Consider the following 23,082-nt stretch of genomic DNA (forward strand, 5'->3'; position numbering starts at 1 on the left):
CGTCGACTCAATTGATCCAGATCTCCTCCACCAGAGGCGAACCGAGCGTGTAGAGCTCCACGCCGTGGACGTCCTTGCCGTAGATGATGGCGGGTGTCGCCTTCGTGTAGAAGACGCCGACGGTCAGATCCGCAAGTCGATTCTCGACTGCGTTGTAGGCCTCGACGCGTTCGTCGTGTGACGCGGACTCGCGCCCGCGATCGAGTGCCTCGTCGAGTTCCGGGTCGTTGACTCCCATGAAATTTCCGGGCGATGTGGAGTGGAACGCAGACCACAGGCCGTAGTCGGGATCCTGGATGATCGCCGACGTGATCGACATGTCGAAGTCGCGTGCTGCGGTGCGCGCCTGTGCGTTGGCGATGTCGTGGATCTCGACCTTCACATCGACGTTGTCGTAGGCGCTGAGCTGCGCCTGGACCGCCTCGGCGAGCGTCTTGCTCTCACTGGACGGATAGGACATGAACGTGAACGACAGTGGTGTGCCGTCGGCGGCGAGCTCGTCGAACAGCTTCTGTGCTTCCTCGGAGTTCGTCTCGGGGAAGGGCTTGTCCTGGTAGTACGGGGATTCCTCGGCGAACAGGGTTTTCGGCACGATGCCCTCGCCGTTGTAGACGATGAGGTTCAGATTGTCCGTGTCCAACGCGAGTTGCACGGCCTTCCGCGCGCGGATGTCGTCGAACGGCGCCCGCCGATTGTTCATTGCGATGATCTGGCCTCCGCCGGTAGGGACGACCTCGGTGTTCAGTCCCTGCGCTTCGGCGGCGGTGATGTTGTTGGCGCTGGATTCTGACGCGAGATCCGCTGCACCGGTGGTCATTGCGTTCATGCGCTGAGTCGCCTCATGGGCTGTGCGGATCGTCAGCGTGTCGAGATACGGCTTGGGTGCGTCCCAGTAGTCGGGGTTCTTCTCCATGTCGATCTCACCCTGGCGTGTCCAGCGCACCACCTTGAACGGTCCGGCCCCCGCAGGGTCCTCGTCGAATGCTGTGGCACCCTTCTCCAGTGCGGTGGGGGAGGCGATCCAGTTCAACGATGTCGCTGCGATACCCTGTGCGAATTGGAGATTCGGTGCAACCAGGGTGACGCGGAGGGTCTCGGCGTCGACCGCGTCGGTGTTCGCGATCGAACTGGCGACCCGGATCGCGGTGGAACCGGTCGCCGGTTCCTTCAGACGGTCCCAGTTGTACTTCACAGCTGCGGCATCGAGGGGCGTGCCGTCCGTGAAGGTCAGACCGGGCCGCAGCTTCAGATCGAAGGTGGTCCCGCCGTCCGTCGTGGTGAAGTCGGTGGCCATCTTGTATTCGATTTCGAAGTCTTCGGTGCTGTTGACCATCAGGGTGCCGTAGAGCGCATTCCCCAAGGGCGCCATGTGGGCCCAGGTGTTGGAAAGCTTCGCCGGATCGAGAGTGGGTGGTTCTGCGACCTCCAGGATCGTGGCGGAGCCGCCGGCGACGGGCTCACCGCCGTTCTCGGAGGCAGTCGAGGTGGAGGTGTCGCCGCCACCGCACGCGGCGACGAACGTGAACAACGTGAGGGACAGTAATGCGGCCGGTAGCTTCCGTATTCGTCTGCGGCGGAACATCGACGACCTCTCGATCGGGTTGTGGTTGGGAGATTTCGGTGAGCGCTGCTCGATGATCCTCGTGACGGCATGGCAGGTCGACCATGGACGTACGTGACGAGAACGTTCGAGCGAAAAGGGTTATGGCAGTGAAAGGCACGAATTCGACTGGGTACACACCCATCGGATCCGGTGAAGTGGTGAGATCAGCGCACCGTGCCGCCGAGAGCCCGCAGGCAGAACTGCCACAGCTGCTCCTGGACCTCGGCGACAGTGCCCGCCGCGTACGCGTAGTGGTGGTACACCGAGCGGGTGAGCTCGACGATGAACCAGGCGTCCTGCTCTGTGTCGGTGGAGGTGACCAGGCCGGCAGCCGCGGCGGCCCGGATCTCCGTGTGGAGGAGGTCGACCAGTGGTCGGTCGGCCTCGGCGAGCTCCTTCGGAAAGACTCGATGCAACCGCCAATGGGTCGCCACGATGAACTGGGCCAGGGTGTAGCGTTCCGGGTCCCTCGACCGGCCTCCCAGTGAGGCGGTGATGAAGAACCGAAGTCGCTGCAGCGGGTCGGTGAGATGATCGGCAGCGGCAGTCATCTGTCGGCATGCGTCGCTGAGCCCGTCGCTGATGACGGCGAGGAGCAACTCGTCCTTGCTCGCGAAATAGCGATAGAAGGTCTGGAGGGCCACTCCGGCTTCCTTCGCGAGTTCCTGGGTGGTGAACGCGTCGCCCTTCGCCTCGACCAGACGGTGCGCCGCGTCGAGAATCGCCCGAATCTGATTCTCGACGCGCGACCGTGACCGCTGCACAGCCACCGATCGTTCGACCGCTCGTTCCTCAGCCCGGGACATGGTGTCTGATTCTAGACGTCGTCACGCCGGTGACAGGACCACGACCGGGATATCCCGATCGGTTCGGGACTGGTAGAGGTCGTAATTCGGCCACGCGTCCGTGACGATCTTCCAGAGCCGGGACTTCTCCTCGGAGGTGGCGGTTCGTGCCACCACCGACATCGTCCTGTCCTGTACCTGCACCTCCGCGTGTGGATCTGCCTGCAGGTTCACATACCAGAGTGGATGCTTCGGTGCGCCGCCCTTCGACGCTACGACGAGATAGTCGTCACCGTCCTGGGCGAAGATCAGTGCGGATGTCTTCGGCTCGCCCGAACGCCGGCCGGTCACGGTGAGGAGGAGCGTCGGCACACCGTTCCAGATGTACCCCTCCTTCCCTCCGCTTTCCCGATAGACGCGGATGTGCTCATCGCCTCGGAGGCTGATGTCCGTCTGCGTGTACTCGGTCTCTGCCATGGTCACCTCACTTGGTATCGAAGAGGACGGGAATCGCGGTGGCCCCGCGTTCGTACATCCCGACGAGCCGCGGCGGTTCGGCAGCCGGGTCGAGCCGAAGCCCGGGGAGCCGGTCGAGCAGGGCGTTGATTCCTACGGTCATCTCACCGCGTGCTACGTGCATGCCCAGGCAGATGTGAGCTCCCTGGCCGAATGCGAGCGTCGACTTCGTAGACCGGGTGATGTCGTACTCGTCGGGTCGTTCCCATCGCTCGGGATCACGGTTCGCGGCAGCGACGCACAGGTGAACGACCGAACCCTTCGGGATGTCCTGACCGTAGAACTCGATGTCTTCGGTGACCCACCGCGAGAACATCGGGTCGGTAGGCATCCAGCGCAGGGTCTCCTCGATTGCCGCGCGCAACAGGGACCGGTCCTCGCGTACCTGGTCGAGCACGTCCGGACGCTGAAGCAGTGCGGTGATCGTGGTTCCCATCTGCTTCCAGGTCGTGCCCGATCCCGCGGCGAGGAGCAACAGCGAGAAGGTGTAGATCTCCTCATCCGAAAGGCGCTGTGTGGTACCGGATTCGTCGGTCCGCTCGGCCTGCACCAGAACGCTGATCAGGTCGTCCTGCGGTTCCTCTCGCCGTGCCGCGACGATCGGAGCGAGGATGTCGATGATCTTCTGCTTGTCGCGGATCAGGGCCTCACGAATGTCGAGCGCCTGCTCGATCGGCACACCGAAACTTCCTGTGATGGTGAGAATCGGTATGGCAGCGCAGAAGTCGACGTTGAGTTCGGCATGTCCGTCGTCGACGAACCCGTCGATCAGGAGGTGGACCGCTTCCTCGATCCAGTTCTGGATCCACCATTGTGCGTTCGACGGAAGGAACGACGGCTGGACCAGGCTGCGGTACTGCCGGTGTTGCACTCCGCCCATCGACAACATGCTGTTGTGGACGAGCGAACCCGACTCGGGGTCGATGTCCACAGCTTCGGGAGACGACGCGAACACCCTCGGATTCCGGAAGGCTTCGTTGCAGGCCTCGAAACTGAACACCGAGAAGTGCTCGCGGTCGGGGTACGGGAGTCCCTGGAACATCAGCGGCTCCGATATCCCGGTGAGCTCGTGCACCGTGCCCGGATGCACCGGCTTCTCGCTGCGGAGCCGATGCCAGATCGGGTACGGATCCTCGGAGAAGCTACCGCCGGTGGCCTCGTTGTACGAGCCGCGCAGATCGAACAGCTCCCGTACCCGCTCTCGATCGAGCGATGTCGTTTTCATCGTGCGACGTACCCTCCGTCGACGGGCAGGACCACACCGGTCACGTTCTTCGACATGTCGGATGCCAGATACAGGATCGCCTCCGCGCAGTCCTCGGCCGTGATGAAACGGCCGAGGGGATGCTGGGTGGCGATGCGATCGGTGACCTCGGGTCGTGCACCCATCTCCGGATCCAGCCCGCCGGCAGTCATGAACCCGGTGAGCGGCATCCCTGCGGGAGCGATGGCGTTGACCCGGATGCCGTGCGGTGCGCCCTCGATCGCCACCGCGCGTGTCAACTGGTGTACGGCGCCCTTCGTGGCGCCGTACACGGAGCCGCCCCACGCGACGAGCCCCGCGACCGACCCGGTGTTGACGATCGCACCGCCCGAACCCTGCTTCTTGAACTGCAGGACGGCATGCTTGCTCCCGAAGAAGACGCCACCCAGGTTCACCCCTACCAGCCGTTCGAAGTCTTCGCGGGTGTGTTCCTCGAAGGTTGCTCCCAATCGCGGGGTGGGGATGCCGACATTGTTGACGAGGATGTCGAGCTTGCCGTACTGCTCGACCGCCGCGTTCACCATCGCTTCGACCTGGTCTTCGTCGGACACATCCGCCACGACGGCCGTCGCGGCGCCACCGGCGGCCTCGACGAGGCGGACAGTCTCCTTCGCCTGATCCACATTTATGTCGGCGCACACGACCTGTGCACCTTCTTCGGCGAGGCGCAGGGCGGTTGCGCGGCCCACTCCTGAGCCCGCGCCCGTCACGATGGCGGATTTGTCCTCGAGTAATCGATTCATGACATATTCCTGTTCGGCCGCAGCAACGTCAGACACCGGCCAGGACCGGGGGCTGTGCCGGAGTGAAGCGGTACAGACGCTCGGCGTTTCCGCGCAGAATCTTGTACTGCTGTTCGGACGTCAGATGCTCGATCTGCTTCTTGACCACCGAGATGCAGTTGGGCCAGGTGGAATCCGAGTGCGGGTAGTCGGTCTCGCACATGATGTTGTCCTCGCCGATCTCGTCGATGCTGGCGATTCCGTGGTGGTCCTCGATGAAGCAACCGAAGATATGCTTGCGGAACACTTCCCGGACATCCAGGTTGTCCAGATCCAGGTCGTTGTTGCCGTGGTCGCTCCACTGCGCACCGCGCTGGATCCAGTAGCGCTGCTTGTCGAGCACCTGCTCGGCACGTTCGAGGAAGTACGGCACCCAGCCGATCTCACCCTCGGACAATGCGATCTTGAGATTGGGGTAGCGCTGGAACATGCTGCTGAACAGCCACGTCAGCATTGCTCCGGACGTCCGTGTCGCGCCCCACGCCAGGTTGGCCAGGAACGGCGAATCCTTCGAGATCCGCGGTACAGTCGACGACGAGCCGACGTGCATCGAGACCACCATGTCGAGATCGTTCGCGGCGGCCATGACCGGATCCCAGTAGCGATCCTTGTCGTGGATGGTCGGCAGACCGAGCGGTTCGGGGTTTTCCGAGAAGGCGAATGTCGTGGCGCCCTTGGCTGCGCAGCGTTCCATCTCCTTCGCCGCGAGGGCGGGATCCCACAGCGGGATGAGGATCAGCGGAATGAAGCGGCCCGGAGCGGCGCCCGCCCACTCTTCGAGATGCCAGTCGTTGTAGGCCTGCAGGCAGGTGAATCCGAACTCGCGGTCGCTGGCCTCCATGAACATCTGCCCGCAGAAGCGAGTCACCGTCGGGAACGACAGTGACGCAAGGATGCCGGCCTGGTTCATGTCCTCCACTCGGGCGAGCGGGTCGTAGCAACCCGGGCGCATCTCGTCGTAGTTGAGGGGTTCGGGGCTGAACTCCTCCTTGGACTTGCCGGCGACGGCGCTCAGACCGCTGCTCGGGAACTTCTTGCCGTCGTAGACCCAGACGTCCATCCCGGTCTTGTCGTCCTTGATCATGTGGGGTGCACGATCGCGGTCCTTCTTCGCGACGCGATCGACCCACAGGTTGGGCGGTTCGAGGATGTGGTCGTCGACCGAGACGAGCCAGTCCAGGTTGAGGTTCGTGGTGTCGTTCGATGCAGCTGTCATTTCGGGAGTTCTCCAATCGACATGTGCTTGACTTCCTGGAATTCGCGGATGCCCTCGGGGCCGCGTTCGCGTCCGAGTCCGCTCTGCTTGTAGCCCCCGCTGGGTGCGAGTGCGCTGAATACGGTGGTGTTGACGTTGACGGCACCTGAACGGATCCGCCGGGCGACCGCGACTGCGGCGGCGGTATCGGCGCCGTAGACCTGACCGGACAGCCCGTAGACGCTGTCGTTGGCGATCCGCACCGCATCGTCGACGTCGCGGTAGCCGATCACCCCGAGAACGGGTCCGAAGATCTCCTCCTGCGCTGCCGGGTTGGCGTTGTTCGGCAGATCGAGGACGGTCGGCTCGAAGTAGTAACCCCGGTCGAGGCCTTCCGGTCGCTTGCCGCCGGCCCGGACCTTTGCGCCCTGCTCCTCCGCGAGTTGCACGAACCGCTCGCACTTGGATCGCTGTGCCGCGCTGATCACCGGACCCATCAGTGCGGTCGGATCGGTGGGGGATCCGACCTTGATCGAGTTGTACGCGGCGGCAACGCGCTCGAGTACCTCTTCCTTGTGCTCCTCCGGGACGAGCATGCGTGTCGCCGCGACGCACGCCTGCCCTGCGGTGCGGGCCACGACGCCCATGGCGCCGATGCCGACCCGCTCGAGCGCGTCGGGCAGGTAGATCTGCGCCGATTTGCCGCCGAGCTCGAGGGAGAGGCGTTTCACCGTCGGGGCCGCCTGCGCGATGATATTGCGTCCGGCGACGGTGGATCCGGTGAACGAGACCATGTCGACCGCGGGATGGGTCGTCAGCAACTGCGCGCCCTCGGTGCCTTCCTCGGCAACCACACTCAATACGCCGGGCGGCAGGCCTGCGGCGTCGGCTGCCTGCCCGAAGATCAACGACGACAGCGGGGTCAACGGACTCGGCCGCAGGATCACCGAGTTGCCCGCCATGAGTGCCGGAATCAGCTTCTGCAAGGCCATGATCAGAGCAGCGTTGTACGGAGTGATAGCGGTGACCACTCCGACCGGTTCGTGTCGCAGGATGCTCAGCGCGACCCGGCCCCGTGTCAGATCGTCGACCGGAACCGAGGTGGCCTCTTCGTGTCGCATCGACAGGTAGAGGTCGATCGTCTGCCGGGCGATGGATATACCGGTGCGGCACTGGGTTTCGTCGGCGAACCGTGCGGGCTGTCCGGCCTCGGCGACCAGGGTGTCGACCAAGGTCTCGTGGTTCGCCTGGAGGTGGTCGATCAGTGTGTGCAGCACCTGGGCCCGGTCGCGGGGTGCGCGCTGCGTCCACACTCCGTCGTCGAAGGCGGTCCGGGCGGCGAGGATGGCGCGTTCGACTTCGGCGACGGGCGTCGCGCTGACATCGGCCACGTGGGTTTCGTCGGCCGGATTCTCGACTGCGATGACCTGGTCGCCGGTGACCCATTCGCCGGCAACATAGGTACGACGTTCGGTGAGGATACTCAAGTCGTCCCCCTTTTCCCTGTTAGTAGTAGAACATAGTTCTCGTTAGGACAACAGCAAGATTGCGATTTGCTGAAAAATGATGCGTCAGAAGCGTTCGGCGGAATACACGACCGCACCGCCGTAGTGCGGCGACGAATGGCACGCAACGGCGGTCGTCACGCCGTCGCGTCCCCGAACGCCTGCGCGTCCGGAGAGTTGGAGATAGCACTCGAGCATTTGAGGGACACCGTGCATCCGGCCGTTTCCGAGCGCTCCGCCCCCGGACAGGGCCGGAATCGCACCCGGGCGGTCGCTGTCGATGCCGCCCTCCTCGACGAATCGGTGCGCCTCGCCCGGTGGGCACAGACCCAGGGATTCGAGCCAGAACCACACGAACGGGGAGAAACCGTCGTAGACCTGGGGCAGATCGATCCGGCTCATGCTGATCCCGGAGGATTCCTCGAGTCGGCGCACCAGATCGCTGCCGGCGCCGAGGATGTCGTCGAGCGGCCAGTGGAGGGGGAGTCGTCGTCGGGTCGGTGTCCCGTTCGCGTATCCGGCGATGTACACCGGCGGGTGGGGGAGATCTTGCGCGCGCTCGGCACTCGTGAGCACGAACGCGGCGGCGCCGTCGACCGGGATGTCGCAGTCGTACCTGCACACCGGGTCGAACAACGTCGGTGCGGACAGATATTCGTCCCTTTCGAGCGGACGGTCGTACCAATACGACCACGGGATCCGCGCACCGTTCTTCCGAGCTTCGGTCACCACGGCCGCCATCGACTCGGGCTTGGCTCCGTATCGCTGCAGATACTCGTTGTACGGCAAGGCGATCATGGCCAGCGGACCGAAGAATCCCTGGGGCGCGGTCCATTGTTGCGGGCCGTGTACCTCCTGCATCGGATTTCCGTGATAGCTCCCCGTAGGGTTGTGCAGCGCGCGATGCACGATGACGTACTCGGCGGCACCGCTGGCAATTGCGTTGACGGCCATCGACACCGAGCCGGTCAGCTGGCCGATCCCGTCGAACCCCGCGACATAGCGTGGGGTGCCGCCGAGGCGCCCCGCCAGCCACGCGGACGACACCGTGCTGACACCGTCCTCTGCGACACGACCGCTCGCGCTCGGCATCAGGCTCGAACTGACATAGCCGTCGATCTGTGCGAGTTCGAGTCCGGCATCTGCGACGGCTGCGCGGGCCACGTCCACGGTCAGGGCGCCGAGCGTGCGACCGGCAGTGCGTCGAATGTCGCTCTGCGCGTAGCCGACGATCGCGACCTTGTTGCGCGCGAAGCCGCTCATGATGCGATCTCGAAGGCCGGTACCGATACCTCGGTGGTCAGCTGCTCGAACGCTGCGACGACCGGTATCCCGATCCGGAGTTCGACGTCGGGACCGTCGAGCAACCGGCCGATCAAACGGAGGTCGGATTGCTCGGTCAGCTCGACGTCGACCAGCACGAACGGGAGGAGGTCGTCGAACCCGGGGAGGAACGATTGCCGCACGGTCGTCCAGGACCGCACGGTGCCGCGCCCGCTCACCGGAACGAATTCGAAACCGGGATCGGTGGATCCGCAATTCGGGCACACACTGTCGGGCGGGTGGGCGAAGTTACGGCACTGCCCGCAGCGTGCCAATTCGAGTCGATGTTCCGCTGCGGCAGTCCAGTACGGAGCCGAGACGGAGTCGGGTACCGGCAGAGGCCGGTGGGTCTTCGCTTCGCGTGCCCTCACGGGATCACACCCTTGTCTGCGAGCGAGCCGATCCGTTCCCAGTCGTAACCGAGTTCGAGCAGCACGGCCTCGGTGTGCTCACCGTGCTCGGGCGCCCGTCGCAGGGCGGGAGGCTCCTGACCCAATTGCACCGGCACCGCGGGCAACCGGTAGCTGTGCCCGTCATCGAGACGAACTTCGCCGATGTACCCGTTTGCCGCTACCTGCGGATCGTCGATCACATCGTGCACCGACTGCACCGGGGCCCAGGGCGCGTCGAGTTCGCCGAGAATCTGCTTCCACTCGTCCAACGTGTGCTTCGCGAAGATCCCGTCGAGTTCCTCGACGCACGCAGCACTGTTCTCCCGACGCGCGGCCATATCCACGAATCGGGGGTCGTCGACGAGATCGTCACGCCCGATGAGGCGGGCGAAGGCCGGCCAGTAGCGATCCCCCTGGAGGAACATCAGCTGGATGTGCCGAAGGTCGCGGGTCCGGTATGTCCCCGTGAGTGGATTGACCTGCGGCCCACGGCCCGTCACCGAGGTCACGTCGCCGCCGTTGAGCGCGACGAGCAGGTCGGACGACAGCATCCACATCGCGGTGGCGAGTAGCGACACGTCGACGACGGTGCCTGCGTCGGTCTTCTCCCGTTCGTGCAGCGCAGTCGAGATTCCGAATGCCAGAGCCATCGCGCCGTTGCGGTCGCCCATCGCACCACGCTGGCTGATGGGGTAGTCGCGTTCAGTGGGAGTGAGTGTGTGGCCGACTCCGCCCCGCGCCCAGAATGCGGAGCTGTCGTACCCGGGCTTGTCGGAATCGGGGCCGCGAGCGCCGAACCCGTGTCCGCGCGCGTAGATCAGGCGCGGATAGCGCAGGCGCAGTGTCTCGGCGTCCAGTCCGAGTCTCTCCAGTGCGCCCGGGCGGAGGCTGGTGATGAACACGTCCGCAGAGGAGAGAAGCTCGTGCAGCACAGTGATGCCCTCGTCGGTCCGGACATCGAGGGCGATCGAGCGTTTGCCGCGGTTGGCCAGGGCCATCGAGAGGTTGGGGCCGCCACGGTCGGCGCCGATGCCCTGGGTCGCGAGGCCGCGGTACGGATCGCCCTCGGGCGGCTCGATGCGGACGACGTCGGCACCCCAGTCGGCGAGCAGTGCCGCGGCAACGGGCACGAACACCCATTGCGCGAGCTCGACCACGCGGACGCCGTCGAACGCACGCGGCGCGGTGTTCGTTTCCTGCTCAATCATCGTTTCCCGCTCCTACCGTGCGACGTGTGACGGTGATGGCGCCGGTGGGGCAACCGGAGGCGGCGACCTCGACCTCCGATACATCCGTCACGATCGGGGTGGTCACCTCGGCCGCGGCATCGCTACCCATGGCGAAGGTGTCGGCGGCATAGGACACGCAGACGCCCGACCCCATGCAGATCTCACGATCGAGCTCGACCACGTACTGTTCCTCAGGCATGTGTCGTCTCCGGTGCATGTCGGGGTGCACTATCCGCGACCAGTTTGCGAATTCGGTTCTTCTGAACCTTTCCCGACGCGGTGCGCGGGAAGTCGTCCACCCGGTGCAGTTGTTCCGGCCACTTCTGCCGCGCCACGCCGGCGGTCGCGAAGTGATCCTTGACCTCGTCGAGGGTGGGCATCGAGTGTCCGTCCTTGAGACGCAGGACCGCTGCCACACGCTCGCCGAGGCGAGGATCCGGCGCCGCGACGACGATGGCCTCGGCGATCGGTTCCATGGTGAGCAGCGTGTCTTCGACTGCTGCGGCGCCGATGTTCTCACCAGCTCGAATGATGAGGTCGGACATGCGGTCGGTGATGGTCAGATACCCGTCGTCGTCGAGCGTTCCGACATCGCCGGTGCGGTACCAGCCCTCGTCGTCGAATGCGCGTGCGGTCAGGGATTCGTCGGTGTAGCCGAGGCACAGATCGGGGCCTCGGCTGACGATCTCACCGTCCTCGGTCAGGCGGATCTCGACGCCCGGCCGTGGGCAGCCGTCGGTGAGAAGCCGCTTGTCTTTCGGTGCGGTGGTGGCGGATCCGGTGACGGAGGGGTGTTCGGTGCTCCCGTACGAGCGTGTGACGACGAGACCGAGATCGTCCAGGCGGCGCGGAACGGAGGCCGGCACGGTGGATCCGCCGAGGCCGATCGGGCCGAAGAAACGCAGATGATCGGGTCGGAAATCGGGATGGTCGAGCAGGCTGGTGACGAAATACGGTGGGCCACCACCGATCGCGACGCCGTCGGAATCCATGAGTGAGATGACCCGGGTGGGGTTCCACTCGTCGCACATGTCGGCGGGGATTGCATCGAGGACGGGGAACAGCACTGCGCCCAGCATCCCGATGAAATGCCCGACCGGCAGGGCGGTGAGCTGACGCCCGCGATCGGGTTCGTAGTTCGACATCAGTTGCCGCGTCTCGCAGATGAGTGTCTGATGGGTGTGGATGACGCCCTTGGGATTTCGTGTCGTTCCCGATGTATATGCGATGAGTGCGGGGGCGGCGGCGTCCACCTCGACGACGCCGTGCAACGGCTCGTCGGCGAGCAGAACGTCGAAATCATGTCCTACCACGCCGACGATCGGCACATGTGAGCTGGTTTCCGGCGTGTACGTCATGCGCCCGAACTGTGCCGCCGTGATGAACACTTGCGGCCCGGAGTCCTCGAGAATGAAGCCGAGTTCCTTCGGACCGTAGAAGTGGACGATCGGAACCGTCACCGCACCGAGGAGGGCGGATGCCCAGAAGGTCGCGGCGGCTTCCATCCAGTTCGGCAATTGCATTGCGATGACGTCGCCGGGACCGATTCCCCGCGCCTTCAGGCCTGCGGCGAGCCTGCGTGCGACGAGTTCGACGTCGGCGAAGGTTCCCTCGTACGGGCGGACGGCGGAGTGCACGTGGAATCCCATGTCGGGGTGCTTCTTCAGCCCGTCTGCGAGTATTTCTCCGAGCGTCTCGCGGGTCCACCATCCCTTTGCTTCGTAGTGGCTGCGCAGGGACGGGGGGACTTCGCGGACAATCGAACTGAGTCGATTCGTAACCAACGTTTTCACAACACCTTTCGCAGATGCATGGTCGATATCAGCGCGCGGCTCGGAGAGGGCTGGTGCCGCAGTGCGCAATAGATGCATGTCGAGGTAGAACGTGATTCTCGCTCAGCCTGCCATGATTCCCCTCCGGATTCAATACCCGGATCTGTTTGTCAGCAGGGGGCCGAGAACAACTCGGGAGAGAGAGCGTCGTGATCGGCAACCGCGGTGCTCAGCCGGTGCAGCAGGATCTCGATCAGTCGTGGCTCCACCTTGACGGTGATGCCCCAGAGGTAGAGGCCGCGCACCATCCCGCGTCGGAGTGCGCGTCGTGCGGGGTCGATCTGCGGCGGTTCGATGCCTTGGGAAGCAAGGCAATCCAGGTAGTGCGCGAGCAGGTCGTCCTCGGTGCGGCGCCGTTCCTCCGGCGGCAATGCAGTCGCGATGTGGGTGCCGACGTCCATGTACCACATGCCACGTTGGACGAGTTGCCAGTCGACGAGGCTCGGTCGGCTCTGCCCGTCGAGGTAGATGTTGCCGACATGCGCGTCGCCGTGGATCACGCACCAGTCGGACGTCTCGTACTCGGACGCGAGGGCCTCGACCAGCCCCAGGTAGGCGGAGACCAGCCGGGGTGCATCCTTCAGTTCGTCGGGAACCCGTATGCCGTTCGGTCCGTGGAAGTTTCGGTCGACACGTGCGGTGATCTCCTCGATACCCATTGCGCGAATGGCTCCGGTGAGTCGCGGTGCCAGCCATGGCTGGTGACCCCACCGGGAATTGCCCCATGTGGCGGCGTGCAGTTTCGCGTACTCGGCGAGGCTGTCGGCGACCTGGTCGGGGGTGTAGTCGCTGCCGGCGTCCAGGAAAGCACAGTTCTGAGGGACGATGTCCTCGGTGATCACCACGCCGTGGTGGGTGTCCGGATCCAGATCGGCGTAGACGCTCCGGAGGGTGCGCGCTCCGATGTGGTCGCGGAGGTCGCGGTAGAACAATGCTTCGGGCTCGCCGGCAGCGCGGGTGGTCCGGCCTTCGGCGTTGAAGTAGCCCTTGACACAGAGATTGGGAGACAGGCCCTCGGGAACGCCTTCGGCGCACTCGATCGTGAAGCGCGCGTTGGTGGATACGCGGTCCACGACCGGACCGAGCGTTGCAGATGTCACCTCGATGCCCGGGAACCGGGGCTGCAGGGCGGAAGTGAGCCATCCGGGTGACAGGGCTTCATCCAGGGTGTCCGGAACAGCGACGGTCATGAGGCGCACCTCAGTCCATAACGCCTGCAAAAAGTAGAATGTGATTTCGCCATGGCAAGAATGTAGTACTTCTTATGGTGAGAGTCACACTCTTTTTTGAAAGCCCTGTTCCGGGCGCTTCCTACGCGAGGAGGCCGCAGCTTCCCTGCTGCTGAGGTTGCTGACCTTCCGGCGCCTCCGGCATCACGAAGTACCCGCCCTCGAGCGCCAACTGCACACCGGAGTCGGACACGTTCACCTCGGTGGCCTGCATACCCAACGGATATTGCTGCAGGCCGGACGTGAGGATCTCGACGACGCCGTCGACGAGCGCTGTCGGCAACCCGATCCCGAAGAGCGACGCGTCGGTGGTCTCCACCGTCACCATGCCGCCATCGACCACCGGCCGTGCGGTGAACTCGGCGAGTCCCTGGCCGCCGACGGTGAAGGTCAGGGTGCCCGCGGACTCGTCGGTGGTGACATCGGTGACGAGTCCGCCCACCGACTGGCTCTGTACCGTCGCGAGGATCCCGCTCGTGGGCCAGTCGATCTCGGCGCGCGAGCTACCGATCGTTCCGGCGCCCTCGGCGGAATCGCGCAGGTCGACGTCCTTGACCTCTGCGTGCACCTGCATCTGCTGGGCGGGGCCGAACGCGGTATCGTCGCTGTCGAAATTCACCGACGGCACCTGACGATCGAGGAGTTGCAGGAGCACCGGCTTCCAGCTCAGGTCGACATCGACCCCTGTGCCGAGCTCGCTTTCGAAGGACTGGGCGAGGCACGTCGTTGCGCGATTGCGCACGTAGACCTCGGCTCCCACCAGGACCGCGACAAGCGCGGCGATGACGATGACGGCGATCGTGGTGAGGCGACTGCGCTTCGGTTGCGTCATGTGGCCGATTGTTCCGGACGAGTCTGAAAATCCCATGAGCAGACACGTACCAACTGGATGAATAATGTGAGCTTTGACACATTCGTTGGGTACTGTGGGCGCCATGACTGGGTGGACGGATTCAGAGTACGGTGCATCCGGGCGGGCGGATGCAGACGAGCTGCTTCGGCGCCTGGCGGTGACGCAGGCCGGCTTCTTCACCGCCCGCCAAGCCGTGGGGCACGGCATCACGACCGAGCTGTTCTCCGCACGGATCGAGGCAGGGCAGTGGCTGCGGGTCGAGAACGAACTTTTCCGCCTCCGCGACAGCCCGCCGACGAAGTTCGACGAGTTCGCGCAATGGTGTGCGTGGTACGAGGGCACCGCGGTGGTCTCGCATCAGAGCGCTGCGGACCTCCATGGAATGGGACACCTGCAGCCCCGATTCCTGCACCTGTCGACGGTCGACCAGCGGACGGTTCCGAGCAACCGATTGGCCTTGCATCACCGCGAACTCGCCGCTGCCGACTGTGAACTGGTGGGGTGTTTCCGGGTCACCACGCCCGCTCGCACCGCAGTGGATCTCGCCGCAGGCGGAGTGTCTCAGGAGGTTCTCGACGAACTCGTCGGAGATGCGATCGCCCTCGGCCGGGCAGACGTCGACGAGTTGCACGCCGCCGTCGCGGGCCAGCCGACGGCCGTCGCCGATCGCATCGAACTGGCGTTGCTCTCGGCGGGCTGACAGCCGATCGCGATTTCAGCGCGGTGCCACCGTGCTCCACGGCACGGTGAGAATGCAATCGCGAGTCCGGCGTCGGTGCCCCTGTACCTCGAATCCCTGATCCCGGAGCAGATCCAGCGTCGCGCGCCACCGGAACCGGGGACCGAACGCCGAGTGTGGTGCGGAGGTCGCCCACGCGCGGTCCGCAGCCGTCAGCAGCTCGTGGATCGGCTCACCCGGCACATTGTGGTGGATCAGGGCTTTGGGGAGCCGCTCTGCGAGGTCCGATGGACGATCGACGTGGAACGGGCTCCACGCCAGGGTCAGGGTGCGAGGACCGCGCTCGTCGAGCAACACCCACGCGCAGCGTCGACCCAGTTCGTCACATGTGCCGTCGATGATCAACCCGCCCGGCGCCAATCCCGAACGCAGTCGCTCCCACGCCGGTGCAACCGCCGCTTCCGGATACTGGCGCAGAACGTTGAACGCACGGATCAGTGTCGGACTCAGGCCTGCCAGTTCGAAGCCTCCGCGGGCGAACTCCACTCCGTTCCGTCCCGGAACCACGCGATCGGGGTCGATCTCGAGGCCGACCACCCGTAGATCGGGTCGTACCGTGCGCAGACGCGCAGCCCATTCGAGAGTGGTGACGGGCATCGCGCCGTAGCCGAGGTCGACGGCCAATGCGTTCGGAGTCTGCATCAGCATGCGTGTGGTGACGGCCTCGTGCACCGTCCAACGATCGCTGCGCCGCAGCCGGTTGATCCCGGTGGTGCCGCGGGTGACGACGCCTTCCGGGTTTCGGCCCTCGGGGTTTCGTCCGACTGCCGTGTTCTGCGAACGCACGGTCCTAGTGCCGCGCGAGCCAGTCGGCGGTGATCGCCGACTCGGTGCGGAACACCTCGACAAGATTGGCGAGGATCATCTCTTCGAGCTTGCCGCCGACGAACGGCAGATTGACCTTCGCCTCCGACGAGGTCCGCAGCGTGCAGCCGGGGGCGCTCTCGAACAGCGTCATGGTGCCGGAGAGGCTCCCCGGGCCCGCGGGGATCGATGCTTCGTAGCGACCCGTCGTTGTGCCGTCGAACGGGCCGTACGACTCCGTGCGGGTGATGATCATGTCCTTCTTGATCACCGTCCGCGCGATCTCCGGTAGTTCCGAGCGAGGAATCACGTGGTGGAGGACGAGATCGATACCGCTGTCGGTGACGGTGAATTCCTCGACACGGTTGTCCGAGTACTTCCGCATCTCCGACATACGGGCTTCCCAATGATCAGGGTCGGACAGCGCCGAATAGACCCGCTCCGGGGAATACGGAAAGCGGGCAGAGTAATCGCTACGCCGTGCCACGGCAGGCCAGCGTACCGGCCGGCACATGGTGCGGGAAAATCGTCCCCGGGCGCAGACCGGTCGATCGTATGCAGATACTTCAGGACTGGGTCGCGCGGCCCAGCCACTCGGCGGTGAAGTTCTTCTCCGCGTCGAAGAGCCCGACGAGCTCGTCGACGATCATGCTCTCGATCTTGGGCCCGAGGAACGGGATCTTCACTTCGACCGTGCCCTCGATGAGCACCATCGATCCGGTGTCGTCGGGAATGAGGCTCAGTGTTCCCTCGACCTTGCCGGGCATTCCTTCGACGCCGGCGGAGAACTTGCCCTGGGCACGATCGCCGTCGAGGCGCTCCCACGCTTCGTGGCGGCGGATGACGAGGTCGCCCGGACGGATGTTCGTCACCATGGCGGGGAGATGCTCGGCGGGAATCGCCTGACGGAGGTCGAGTTCGATCGTGCCGTCGCCGGTCGTCGCCTTCTCGACGGCAGCGCCCGGGCCACCGGCCTCCGCGAGGCGGTTGTCCCAGTACTGCGGGTCGACGAAGGCCGCATGCACCGCCGCAGGCGGAAACGAGTAGTGCGTCGAGTGGTCGATAGGGCTGCCCATATCCGGCACGCTACCGTTTGCAGGTGCTTGATCCACGTATCAGGGCCCGGCTCGTCGACGCGGGAGCCGCAGTCACCGAATCCGTGCCGCTGTCGACATTGACGACCTTGCGGCTCGGCGGCCCCGCCCGCTACCTCGCCGACTGCGCCTCGACCGACACCTTGATCGAGGTGATGCGGTGCCTCGACGCCGAGACCATCCCCGTCCTCGTTCTCGCCGGTGGGTCGAATCTGGTGATCGGCGACGACGGATTCGACGGAGTGGTCGTCAAGGTCTCGAACTCGGGTGTCGACGTCGGCGACAGCGCGGTCCGCGCCGAGGCCGGCGCCGAATGGGACGATGTCGTGGCACGCACCGTCGCGGCCGGATACGGAGGCCTCGAATGCCTCTCCGGCATCCCTGGCTCCGCCGGCGCTACCCCTGTGCAGAATGTCGGGGCGTACGGCGTGGAGGTCGGGTCGGTGCTGCGGCGCGTGCGACTGCTGGACCGCCGCAGCGGCGTCGACGAATGGGTCGGCCCGGAGGCACTCGGACTCGGCTACCGCACGAGTGTCCTCAAGCATTCCGACGACGCGCTCGTCCTCGAGATCGAACTCGATGTGCGTCCCGACGGATCCAGCGCCCCCCTCGGCTACCGCGAACTCGCGACCTCGCTCGGCTCCGGAGAGGGGGAGCGGCTTCCCTCCGCGCAGGTTCGCGACAAGGTGCTCGCGCTGCGTCGGAGCAAAGGCATGGTGCTCGACCCCGACGACCACGACACGTGGAGCGCGGGCTCGTTCTTCACCAACCCCGTCGTACCCGACGACCGGTTACCCGGAGTCCTCGCGGCGATCACGGAGCGCGTCGGCGTGGACGACCGCATTCCCCGGTACGACGCGGTCGGCGGAACGAAACTGTCCGCGGGATGGCTCATCGAACGTGCCGGGTTCGTGAAGGGTTTCCCCGGAGACGAAGCAGCCGCGCGCTTGTCGACGAAACACACCTTGGCGCTGACCAACCGAGGGTCGGCGACCACCACGGATCTCGTCGCACTCGCCCGCGAGGTCCGCGACGGAGTCGAGGACGTGTTCGGCGTGCGGCTGCACCCCGAGCCAGTGACCGTCAACTGCGTGATCTGAGGGTCACCAGCGGTTGCGGACCTCTTCGGCGAATCCGAGGAGGTTCTCGACCTCGACACGAGTGCCGTCGTCGAGCACCACGAATCCGGTGTAGCGGCCGAACACCTGGTGTTGCGTCGAGCGGATGGCGATGGCATTGACGTCTGCGGCGCGGTCGAGGATGGGAGCGAACTCCATCTCGAAGCGGTCGTCGCTACTCGTGAACCGCCACGGTGCGGCGTCGTACGTGCCGGCCGGGCGATGGAAATGTACACGGTCGAGCTTGTGGGCGACGCCGTCGTGGAACACCATGTTCTCGCTTGCCGCGGTGGTGTCGCCGAAGCCGTAGCCGATGTTGAACCCGAACGGAACGGCGTCGATGAGCCCGGAAGCCGAACCCCAGTGCCAGGTGTTGTCGTACGTCCACACCCCGCGACCCCAGTCGAAGACTCCGAATGCGCTGGTTGTGTCGAACTCGTGGGTCACGCGGTCGACCCTGATCGAACCCCACGCGGGCAGGCAGTTGATCTTCTGGTTGTAGTAGAAGGCCTTCGGTGCGCGCGGGAACGGCGTGGCGATCGCCATGCGATCCATCGGTGGCTGCGACAACAACAACTCACCCGACAGCCCGCGACCACCGTCGAACCCCGGGTGGTCGACGATCAGGCGCCGCGCCGGCCCCTCGTTCCGGTACTCGATCCGCATCGCGCCGCGGTGGATGACGACGTCGCCGGTGTCGGCGCTGCTCGGCATGCCCATACGTCCGAGTGGAAACGGGACCAGCTTGTTCTCGGTCACCTCCGTGTGGCCCGCGAGATCGAGCCAGCTGATGCCGAGCAGGCCGATGTATCCGTTGTCGGCGACCGTCAGCGCGATGCCGTACGGGCCCGCGTCGCCGTCCGACAGGACGCAGTAGTAGTCCCACTCCTTGATTCGCAGCTTCGACGCCGCGACACGTGTCCGCTCGTATGTGCGGACTTCGCTCGCAGCCCAGCCGGCTTCTGCGAGCGTGCCGTTCTCGTCGAGCAGGGGACCGGGCGAGAGGCGTTGTTGCTGCATACCTCGCGAGACTACTGCCGCGGGACGACTGTCAGCCGGTGGTGCGATCGAACCGCCCCGCACTTGCCTGATCGCGGGGCTTGACGATGATCTGGTCGAGGTTCACGTGCGACGGACGCGACGCGACGAACCCGATGATCTCCGCGATGTCCTGCGCGACGAGCGGGGTGATGCCCTCGTACACCTTGCCGGCGCGTTCCTGATCGCCCTCGAAGCGGACCAGCGAGAACTCCGTCTCCACGGCGCCGGGCGCGATCTCCGTGAGGCGGACCGGCTTGCCGAGCAGTTCCCCGCGCAAGGTGCGGTGCAGGACCGCCTGCGCATGCTTGGCCGTCGTGTATCCCGATCCGTTGTCGTACGCCTCGAACGCGGCGACCGAGGTGATCGTGACGATCAGTCCGTCGCCCGAATCGATGAGCTTGGGAAGCAGCGCCTTGGTGACGCGAAGCGTGCCGATGACGTTGGTCTCCCACATCCACCGCCAGTCGTCCTCGACGGCGTCGAGCACCGTGGCGAGGCCCTTCGCACCACCGGCGTTGTTGACCAGCACGTCCACCCGCGGCAGGACGGTAGTGAACGCGTCTACGGAATCCTCGTCGGTGACGTCCAGTTCGAGGGCCGTGCCGCCGATCTCGTCGGCCAGTTCCTGCAGCCGTTCGAGGCGCCGCGCACCGACGACGACGTGGTAACCCTGCGCCGCGAGGGTGCGTGCGGTGGCCTCTCCGATGCCGGAGGACGCTCCGGTGACGACGGCAATGCGGGAATCGGCAGAAATGGTCATACGCCGAATCGTAGTGCCGACAGTGCTGACGTGCCCGACCGATTCTCCGGCTGCCCGGGCCGGCGATGCGCTTGCCGTGCGGATCGCCGTAACCAGCGCTACCGTCGGTTTTCATGACGATGAGCCGCGGGCGTTACCACTCAGGAGAGCGAACCCGCATTCGTCTGATCGAAACCGCCGAGAAACTGTTCGCGCGGCGCGGATACGACGGTGTCACCCTCGCCGATATCCGGAAGGCGGCCGGTCAGCACAATTCGTCGGTCATCGGTTACTACTTCGGCACGAAGGACGGATTGCTCGACGCGGTGGCCGACCATCGCTTCCCCGCGGTCGACGCGGAGCGTGGCGCGCTCGTTCGGCGATTCCTTCAGGATGGGCACGTACTGTCCACGCGCGAGGCCCTGTGGGCCGTCGCGGAGCCGCTCGCGAACACAGTCGGTCGGAACAATCACTATGTCGCCATGCTCTACCGGTTGCTCGACGAAGGCAGGCTCGCCGAGCATGTGGCGGCCGCGATGTCGACGTCGAACGGTCATCTCGTCGACAGCACGTTGAGAACTTCGGCCGGGCACCTCCCGCCCGATGTGGTCGACCAGCGTCTCGAACTCGTGTACGAAAGCATCGTCCGAGCGCTGTCGCGGTGCGATGCGGTGGGCAGACCTCCGGAGCATGCCGAGCTGTCGGCGATGGTCGACGCGTGGGAGGCCGCGCTGGTGGCGCCGCTGTCCGAGGAGACGGAGGCGGCCCGAGCGGCGCGCTGAGCGGCTCATTCCGGGCGGTCGTCGGGTCCCAATCCGCGGCGCACTGCGCCGGGCGCAGGTCGCGCGTCGTGTTCTTTCGTGCGCGCGGAGGAGTGCAGTTGCCACGGAACGCTGGTCACCATCACGCCGCGCTGGAACAGCAAGCGGCTCTTCAGGCGCAGCGCGCTCTGGTTGTGCAGGATCTGCTCCCACCAATGCCCGACGACGTACTCGGGGATGAACACCGTCACGACGTCACGAGGTGAGGTCCGTCGGATGCGTCGGACGTAGTCGAGCACGGGACGGGTGACCTCCCGATAGGGGGAGTCGATCACTTTCAGCGGAACGGTGATGTCGCTGCGGTCCCACGCGCGCACCAACGCCCGGGTGTCGTCGGTGTCGACGTCGACGGTGACGGCTTCGAGGATGTCCGGCCGGGTGGCGCGCGCGTAGGCCAGGGCGCGCAGCGCGGGTGTGTGGAGCGTCGAGACGAGGACGATCGAATAGGTGCGGCTCGGCAGGACACCGTCCCACTCGGCCGACTCGAGTTCTTCGGCGACGCTGTCGTAGTGGCGCCGGATCGCCTTCATCGTGATGAACACCGCCGCCATCGCCACGATGGCGATCCACGCGCCTGCCACGAACTTCGTCAACAGCACGATCACCAGGACGGAAGCGGTCATCGCCGCACCCACTGAATTCACCACGCGTGAGCGTCGCATGTGCGCTCGCGTTCGGGGGTCGGTCTCGGTGGACAGGTGCCGCGACCAATGCCGGACCATCCCCGTCTGGCTCAGTGTGAAGGAGACGAAGACCCCCACGATGTAGAGCTGGATCAGGTGCGTGACCTCGGCGTGGAACGCCACGATGAACACCCCGGCTGCCGCTGCCAGGAACACGATGCCGTTGCTGAATGCGAGCCGATCACCGCGGGTGTGGAGCTGATGCGGCAGATAGCGGTCCTGCGCGAGGATCGATCCGAGTACGGGAAAACCGTTGAACGCGGTGTTGGCCGCCAGCACCAGGATGAGGGCAGTCAGTGCGGTGATCAGGTAGTACGCGGGCGGGAATCCGGGAAAGACGGTCTCCGCCATCTGCACGATCAGTGTTTTCTGATGGTAGTTCTCCGGAGCTCCCAGTAACTGGATGGCGGGATCCTCGGCGATCACGACGCCGATCCTCTCGGCGAGAACGATGATCCCCAGCAACAGGGTGACCGCGAGTCCGCCGAGCAGGAGCAGCGTCGTAGCGGCGTTGCGGGATTTCGGTTTCCGGAACGCCGGCACTCCGTTGCTGATCGCTTCGACACCGGTCAATGCCGCGCATCCCGACGAGAACGCCCGTGCCAGCAGGAACGTGAAGGCGAGCGCTGTTGCGGGGGAGTGCTCGGCGACGAGTTGGAAGGACGACGATTCCGCGCGAAGATCGTGCCCGAGAACGAAGATCTGAACCAGCCCCCAGCCGATCATCACGGCGATCGACATCATGAACGCATATGTCGGTGCAGCGAACGCGACCCCGGCTTCTCGCAGGCCACGGAGGTTGATGGCGGTGAGGATCACGATGGCGCCCACGGCGAACAACACCTTGTGGTGCGCCACGAACGGCACCGCCGAGCCGATGTTGGAGGCGGCAGCGGAGATCGAGACCGCCACCGTGAGCACGTAATCGACGAGCAGGGCGCTGCCGACCGTCAGACCTGCGGTAGCGCCGAGGTTCTTCGTTGCTACTTCGTAGTCCCCACCACCGGACGGGTACGCATGGACGTTCTGGCGGTAGCTCGCGACGACCACAGTGAGGACGACGGCGACGAGGATCCCGATCCACGGGGCGAACGCGTAGGCGGACAGGCCGGCAACCGACAGGACCAGGAAGATCTCCTCCGGTGCGTACGCGACCGAGGACAACGCGTCGGAGGCGAACACGGGAAGCGCGATGCGTTTGGAGAGCAGGGTATGGCCCAGCGCATCGCTCCGAAACGGTCTGCCAAGCAGCAGCCGTTTCACCGCGGAGGGTGCACGGGACACCAGCGAAGCGTAGTCCTTTCCGGGACGACCGCCGCCGAATCACGGAGGTATTTACCTTCGGGTTGTGGAGAATCCGAACTGTGACATAACCTTCCCGACATGTCGTCCAGCCGAGTCGCCGCCCCGCGCGTCACATACGTGACCGCCGCTCTGGGTTCCCGGCTTCCTCTGGCTCGCGAACTCTGTTGTCGTTCCTGCGGTAGGTAGATCCGCGCCGACCTTCGGATTCCACTTCGGAATCCCTTCACCTG

At 65.3% G+C, this 23,082-nt stretch carries 24 protein-coding genes; 4 read left to right on the forward strand and 20 right to left on the reverse strand.

The window, feature by feature from the left end; all coding sequences use genetic code 11:
• Nucleotides 1–7: 7 nt before the first annotated feature.
• Nucleotides 8–1,528: an ABC transporter substrate-binding protein gene (locus ACZ46K_RS12920; RefSeq protein ID WP_464748597.1), complete on the reverse strand. Its 1,521-nt coding sequence runs from the start codon at nt 1,526–1,528 to the stop codon at nt 8–10.
• 1 nt (nt 1,529) lies between these two features.
• On the opposite strand from ACZ46K_RS12920, the gene ACZ46K_RS12925 reads away from it, so the two are divergent.
• Nucleotides 1,530–1,679 carry a hypothetical protein gene (locus ACZ46K_RS12925; protein ID WP_464748599.1) on the forward strand — a complete coding sequence of 50 codons (150 nt, stop codon included), beginning with the start codon at nt 1,530–1,532 and terminating at the stop codon, nt 1,677–1,679.
• An 88-nt stretch (nt 1,680–1,767) separates the two neighbouring features.
• Here the strand turns inward: ACZ46K_RS12925 and ACZ46K_RS12930 are convergent, their stop codons facing one another.
• The 13 genes from ACZ46K_RS12930 to ACZ46K_RS12990 form a co-directional block, all read right to left on the reverse strand.
• Nucleotides 1,768–2,367, reverse strand: coding sequence for a TetR/AcrR family transcriptional regulator (locus ACZ46K_RS12930; RefSeq protein ID WP_054807081.1), 600 nt, complete (start codon nt 2,365–2,367; stop codon nt 1,768–1,770).
• A gap of 63 nt (nt 2,368–2,430) precedes the next feature.
• A complete protein-coding gene (locus ACZ46K_RS12935) occupies nt 2,431–2,865 on the reverse strand; it encodes a nitroreductase family deazaflavin-dependent oxidoreductase (protein ID WP_054807082.1) in 435 nt (144 codons plus the stop codon).
• A gap of 7 nt (nt 2,866–2,872) precedes the next feature.
• Nucleotides 2,873–4,129: a cytochrome P450 gene (locus tag ACZ46K_RS12940; protein ID WP_054807079.1), complete on the reverse strand. Its 1,257-nt coding sequence runs from the start codon at nt 4,127–4,129 to the stop codon at nt 2,873–2,875.
• Nucleotides 4,126–4,911, reverse strand: coding sequence for an SDR family NAD(P)-dependent oxidoreductase (locus ACZ46K_RS12945; RefSeq protein ID WP_054807083.1), 786 nt, complete (start codon nt 4,909–4,911; stop codon nt 4,126–4,128). The genes ACZ46K_RS12940 and ACZ46K_RS12945 overlap by 4 nt, the downstream gene beginning before the upstream one ends.
• Before the next feature lie 28 nt (nt 4,912–4,939).
• On the reverse strand, nt 4,940–6,166 hold the full coding sequence (locus ACZ46K_RS12950; protein WP_054807080.1) for an amidohydrolase family protein: 1,227 nt from the start codon (nt 6,164–6,166) through the stop codon (nt 4,940–4,942).
• Nucleotides 6,163–7,632, reverse strand: coding sequence for an aldehyde dehydrogenase family protein (locus ACZ46K_RS12955; RefSeq protein WP_464748601.1), 1,470 nt, complete (start codon nt 7,630–7,632; stop codon nt 6,163–6,165). Before ACZ46K_RS12955 ends, ACZ46K_RS12950 begins: the two co-directional genes overlap by 4 nt.
• Nucleotides 7,633–7,716: 84 nt before the next feature.
• Nucleotides 7,717–8,913: a thiolase C-terminal domain-containing protein gene (locus tag ACZ46K_RS12960; RefSeq protein WP_054807692.1), complete on the reverse strand. Its 1,197-nt coding sequence runs from the start codon at nt 8,911–8,913 to the stop codon at nt 7,717–7,719.
• Nucleotides 8,910–9,344 (reverse strand): Zn-ribbon domain-containing OB-fold protein, encoded by a 435-nt coding sequence (locus ACZ46K_RS12965; protein ID WP_054810803.1) that lies wholly within the window; start codon nt 9,342–9,344, stop codon nt 8,910–8,912. The genes ACZ46K_RS12960 and ACZ46K_RS12965 overlap by 4 nt, the downstream gene beginning before the upstream one ends.
• A complete protein-coding gene (locus ACZ46K_RS12970) occupies nt 9,341–10,573 on the reverse strand; it encodes a CaiB/BaiF CoA transferase family protein (RefSeq protein WP_464748603.1) in 1,233 nt (410 codons plus the stop codon). Before ACZ46K_RS12970 ends, ACZ46K_RS12965 begins: the two co-directional genes overlap by 4 nt.
• On the reverse strand, nt 10,566–10,793 hold the full coding sequence (locus ACZ46K_RS12975; RefSeq protein ID WP_054806773.1) for a ferredoxin: 228 nt from the start codon (nt 10,791–10,793) through the stop codon (nt 10,566–10,568). The genes ACZ46K_RS12970 and ACZ46K_RS12975 overlap by 8 nt, the downstream gene beginning before the upstream one ends.
• Complete coding sequence (locus ACZ46K_RS12980; protein WP_464748605.1) at nt 10,786–12,387, reverse strand: AMP-binding protein; 1,602 nt, start codon at nt 12,385–12,387, stop codon at nt 10,786–10,788. The genes ACZ46K_RS12975 and ACZ46K_RS12980 overlap by 8 nt, the downstream gene beginning before the upstream one ends.
• Nucleotides 12,388–12,536: 149 nt before the next feature.
• A complete protein-coding gene (locus tag ACZ46K_RS12985; RefSeq protein WP_464748607.1) occupies nt 12,537–13,616 on the reverse strand; it encodes a phosphotransferase in 1,080 nt (359 codons plus the stop codon).
• A gap of 121 nt (nt 13,617–13,737) precedes the next feature.
• A complete protein-coding gene (locus tag ACZ46K_RS12990) occupies nt 13,738–14,487 on the reverse strand; it encodes an LmeA family phospholipid-binding protein (protein ID WP_054806772.1) in 750 nt (249 codons plus the stop codon).
• 103 nt (nt 14,488–14,590) lie between these two features.
• On the opposite strand from ACZ46K_RS12990, the gene ACZ46K_RS12995 reads away from it, so the two are divergent.
• Entirely contained in the window at nt 14,591–15,208 is a 618-nt protein-coding gene (locus ACZ46K_RS12995; RefSeq protein WP_054806771.1) for a type IV toxin-antitoxin system AbiEi family antitoxin, read from the forward strand.
• Between the two features lie 15 nt (nt 15,209–15,223).
• Here ACZ46K_RS12995 and ACZ46K_RS13000 read toward each other — a convergent pair whose 3' ends face one another.
• The 3 genes from ACZ46K_RS13000 to ACZ46K_RS13010 form a co-directional block, all read right to left on the reverse strand.
• Nucleotides 15,224–16,033: an O-methyltransferase gene (locus tag ACZ46K_RS13000; RefSeq protein WP_464748609.1), complete on the reverse strand. Its 810-nt coding sequence runs from the start codon at nt 16,031–16,033 to the stop codon at nt 15,224–15,226.
• A gap of 4 nt (nt 16,034–16,037) precedes the next feature.
• Entirely contained in the window at nt 16,038–16,538 is a 501-nt protein-coding gene (locus tag ACZ46K_RS13005; protein WP_054806776.1) for a DUF2505 family protein, read from the reverse strand.
• A gap of 79 nt (nt 16,539–16,617) precedes the next feature.
• On the reverse strand, nt 16,618–17,127 hold the full coding sequence (locus ACZ46K_RS13010) for a DUF2505 domain-containing protein (protein WP_054806770.1): 510 nt from the start codon (nt 17,125–17,127) through the stop codon (nt 16,618–16,620).
• A 23-nt stretch (nt 17,128–17,150) separates the two neighbouring features.
• On the opposite strand from ACZ46K_RS13010, the gene ACZ46K_RS13015 reads away from it, so the two are divergent.
• Nucleotides 17,151–18,245, forward strand: a complete 1,095-nt coding sequence (locus tag ACZ46K_RS13015) for a UDP-N-acetylmuramate dehydrogenase (RefSeq protein WP_464748611.1) — start codon at nt 17,151–17,153, stop codon at nt 18,243–18,245.
• Nucleotides 18,246–18,248: 3 nt separating this feature from the next.
• Here the strand turns inward: ACZ46K_RS13015 and ACZ46K_RS13020 are convergent, their stop codons facing one another.
• A complete protein-coding gene (locus tag ACZ46K_RS13020; protein ID WP_054806775.1) occupies nt 18,249–19,283 on the reverse strand; it encodes a DUF2804 domain-containing protein in 1,035 nt (344 codons plus the stop codon).
• 31 nt (nt 19,284–19,314) lie between these two features.
• Nucleotides 19,315–20,064, reverse strand: a complete 750-nt coding sequence (locus ACZ46K_RS13025) for an SDR family NAD(P)-dependent oxidoreductase (protein WP_464748613.1) — start codon at nt 20,062–20,064, stop codon at nt 19,315–19,317.
• Between the two features lie 113 nt (nt 20,065–20,177).
• Between ACZ46K_RS13025 and ACZ46K_RS13030 the strand changes: the two genes are divergently transcribed.
• A complete protein-coding gene (locus ACZ46K_RS13030) occupies nt 20,178–20,825 on the forward strand; it encodes a TetR/AcrR family transcriptional regulator (RefSeq protein WP_464748615.1) in 648 nt (215 codons plus the stop codon).
• 5 nt (nt 20,826–20,830) lie between these two features.
• On the opposite strand, the gene ACZ46K_RS13035 is transcribed toward ACZ46K_RS13030, so the two are convergent.
• A complete protein-coding gene (locus ACZ46K_RS13035) occupies nt 20,831–22,831 on the reverse strand; it encodes an APC family permease (RefSeq protein ID WP_464748616.1) in 2,001 nt (666 codons plus the stop codon).
• Nucleotides 22,832–23,082: the final 251 nt, after the last annotated feature.

Source organism: Rhodococcus sp. JCM 9793, from assembly GCF_055380405.1.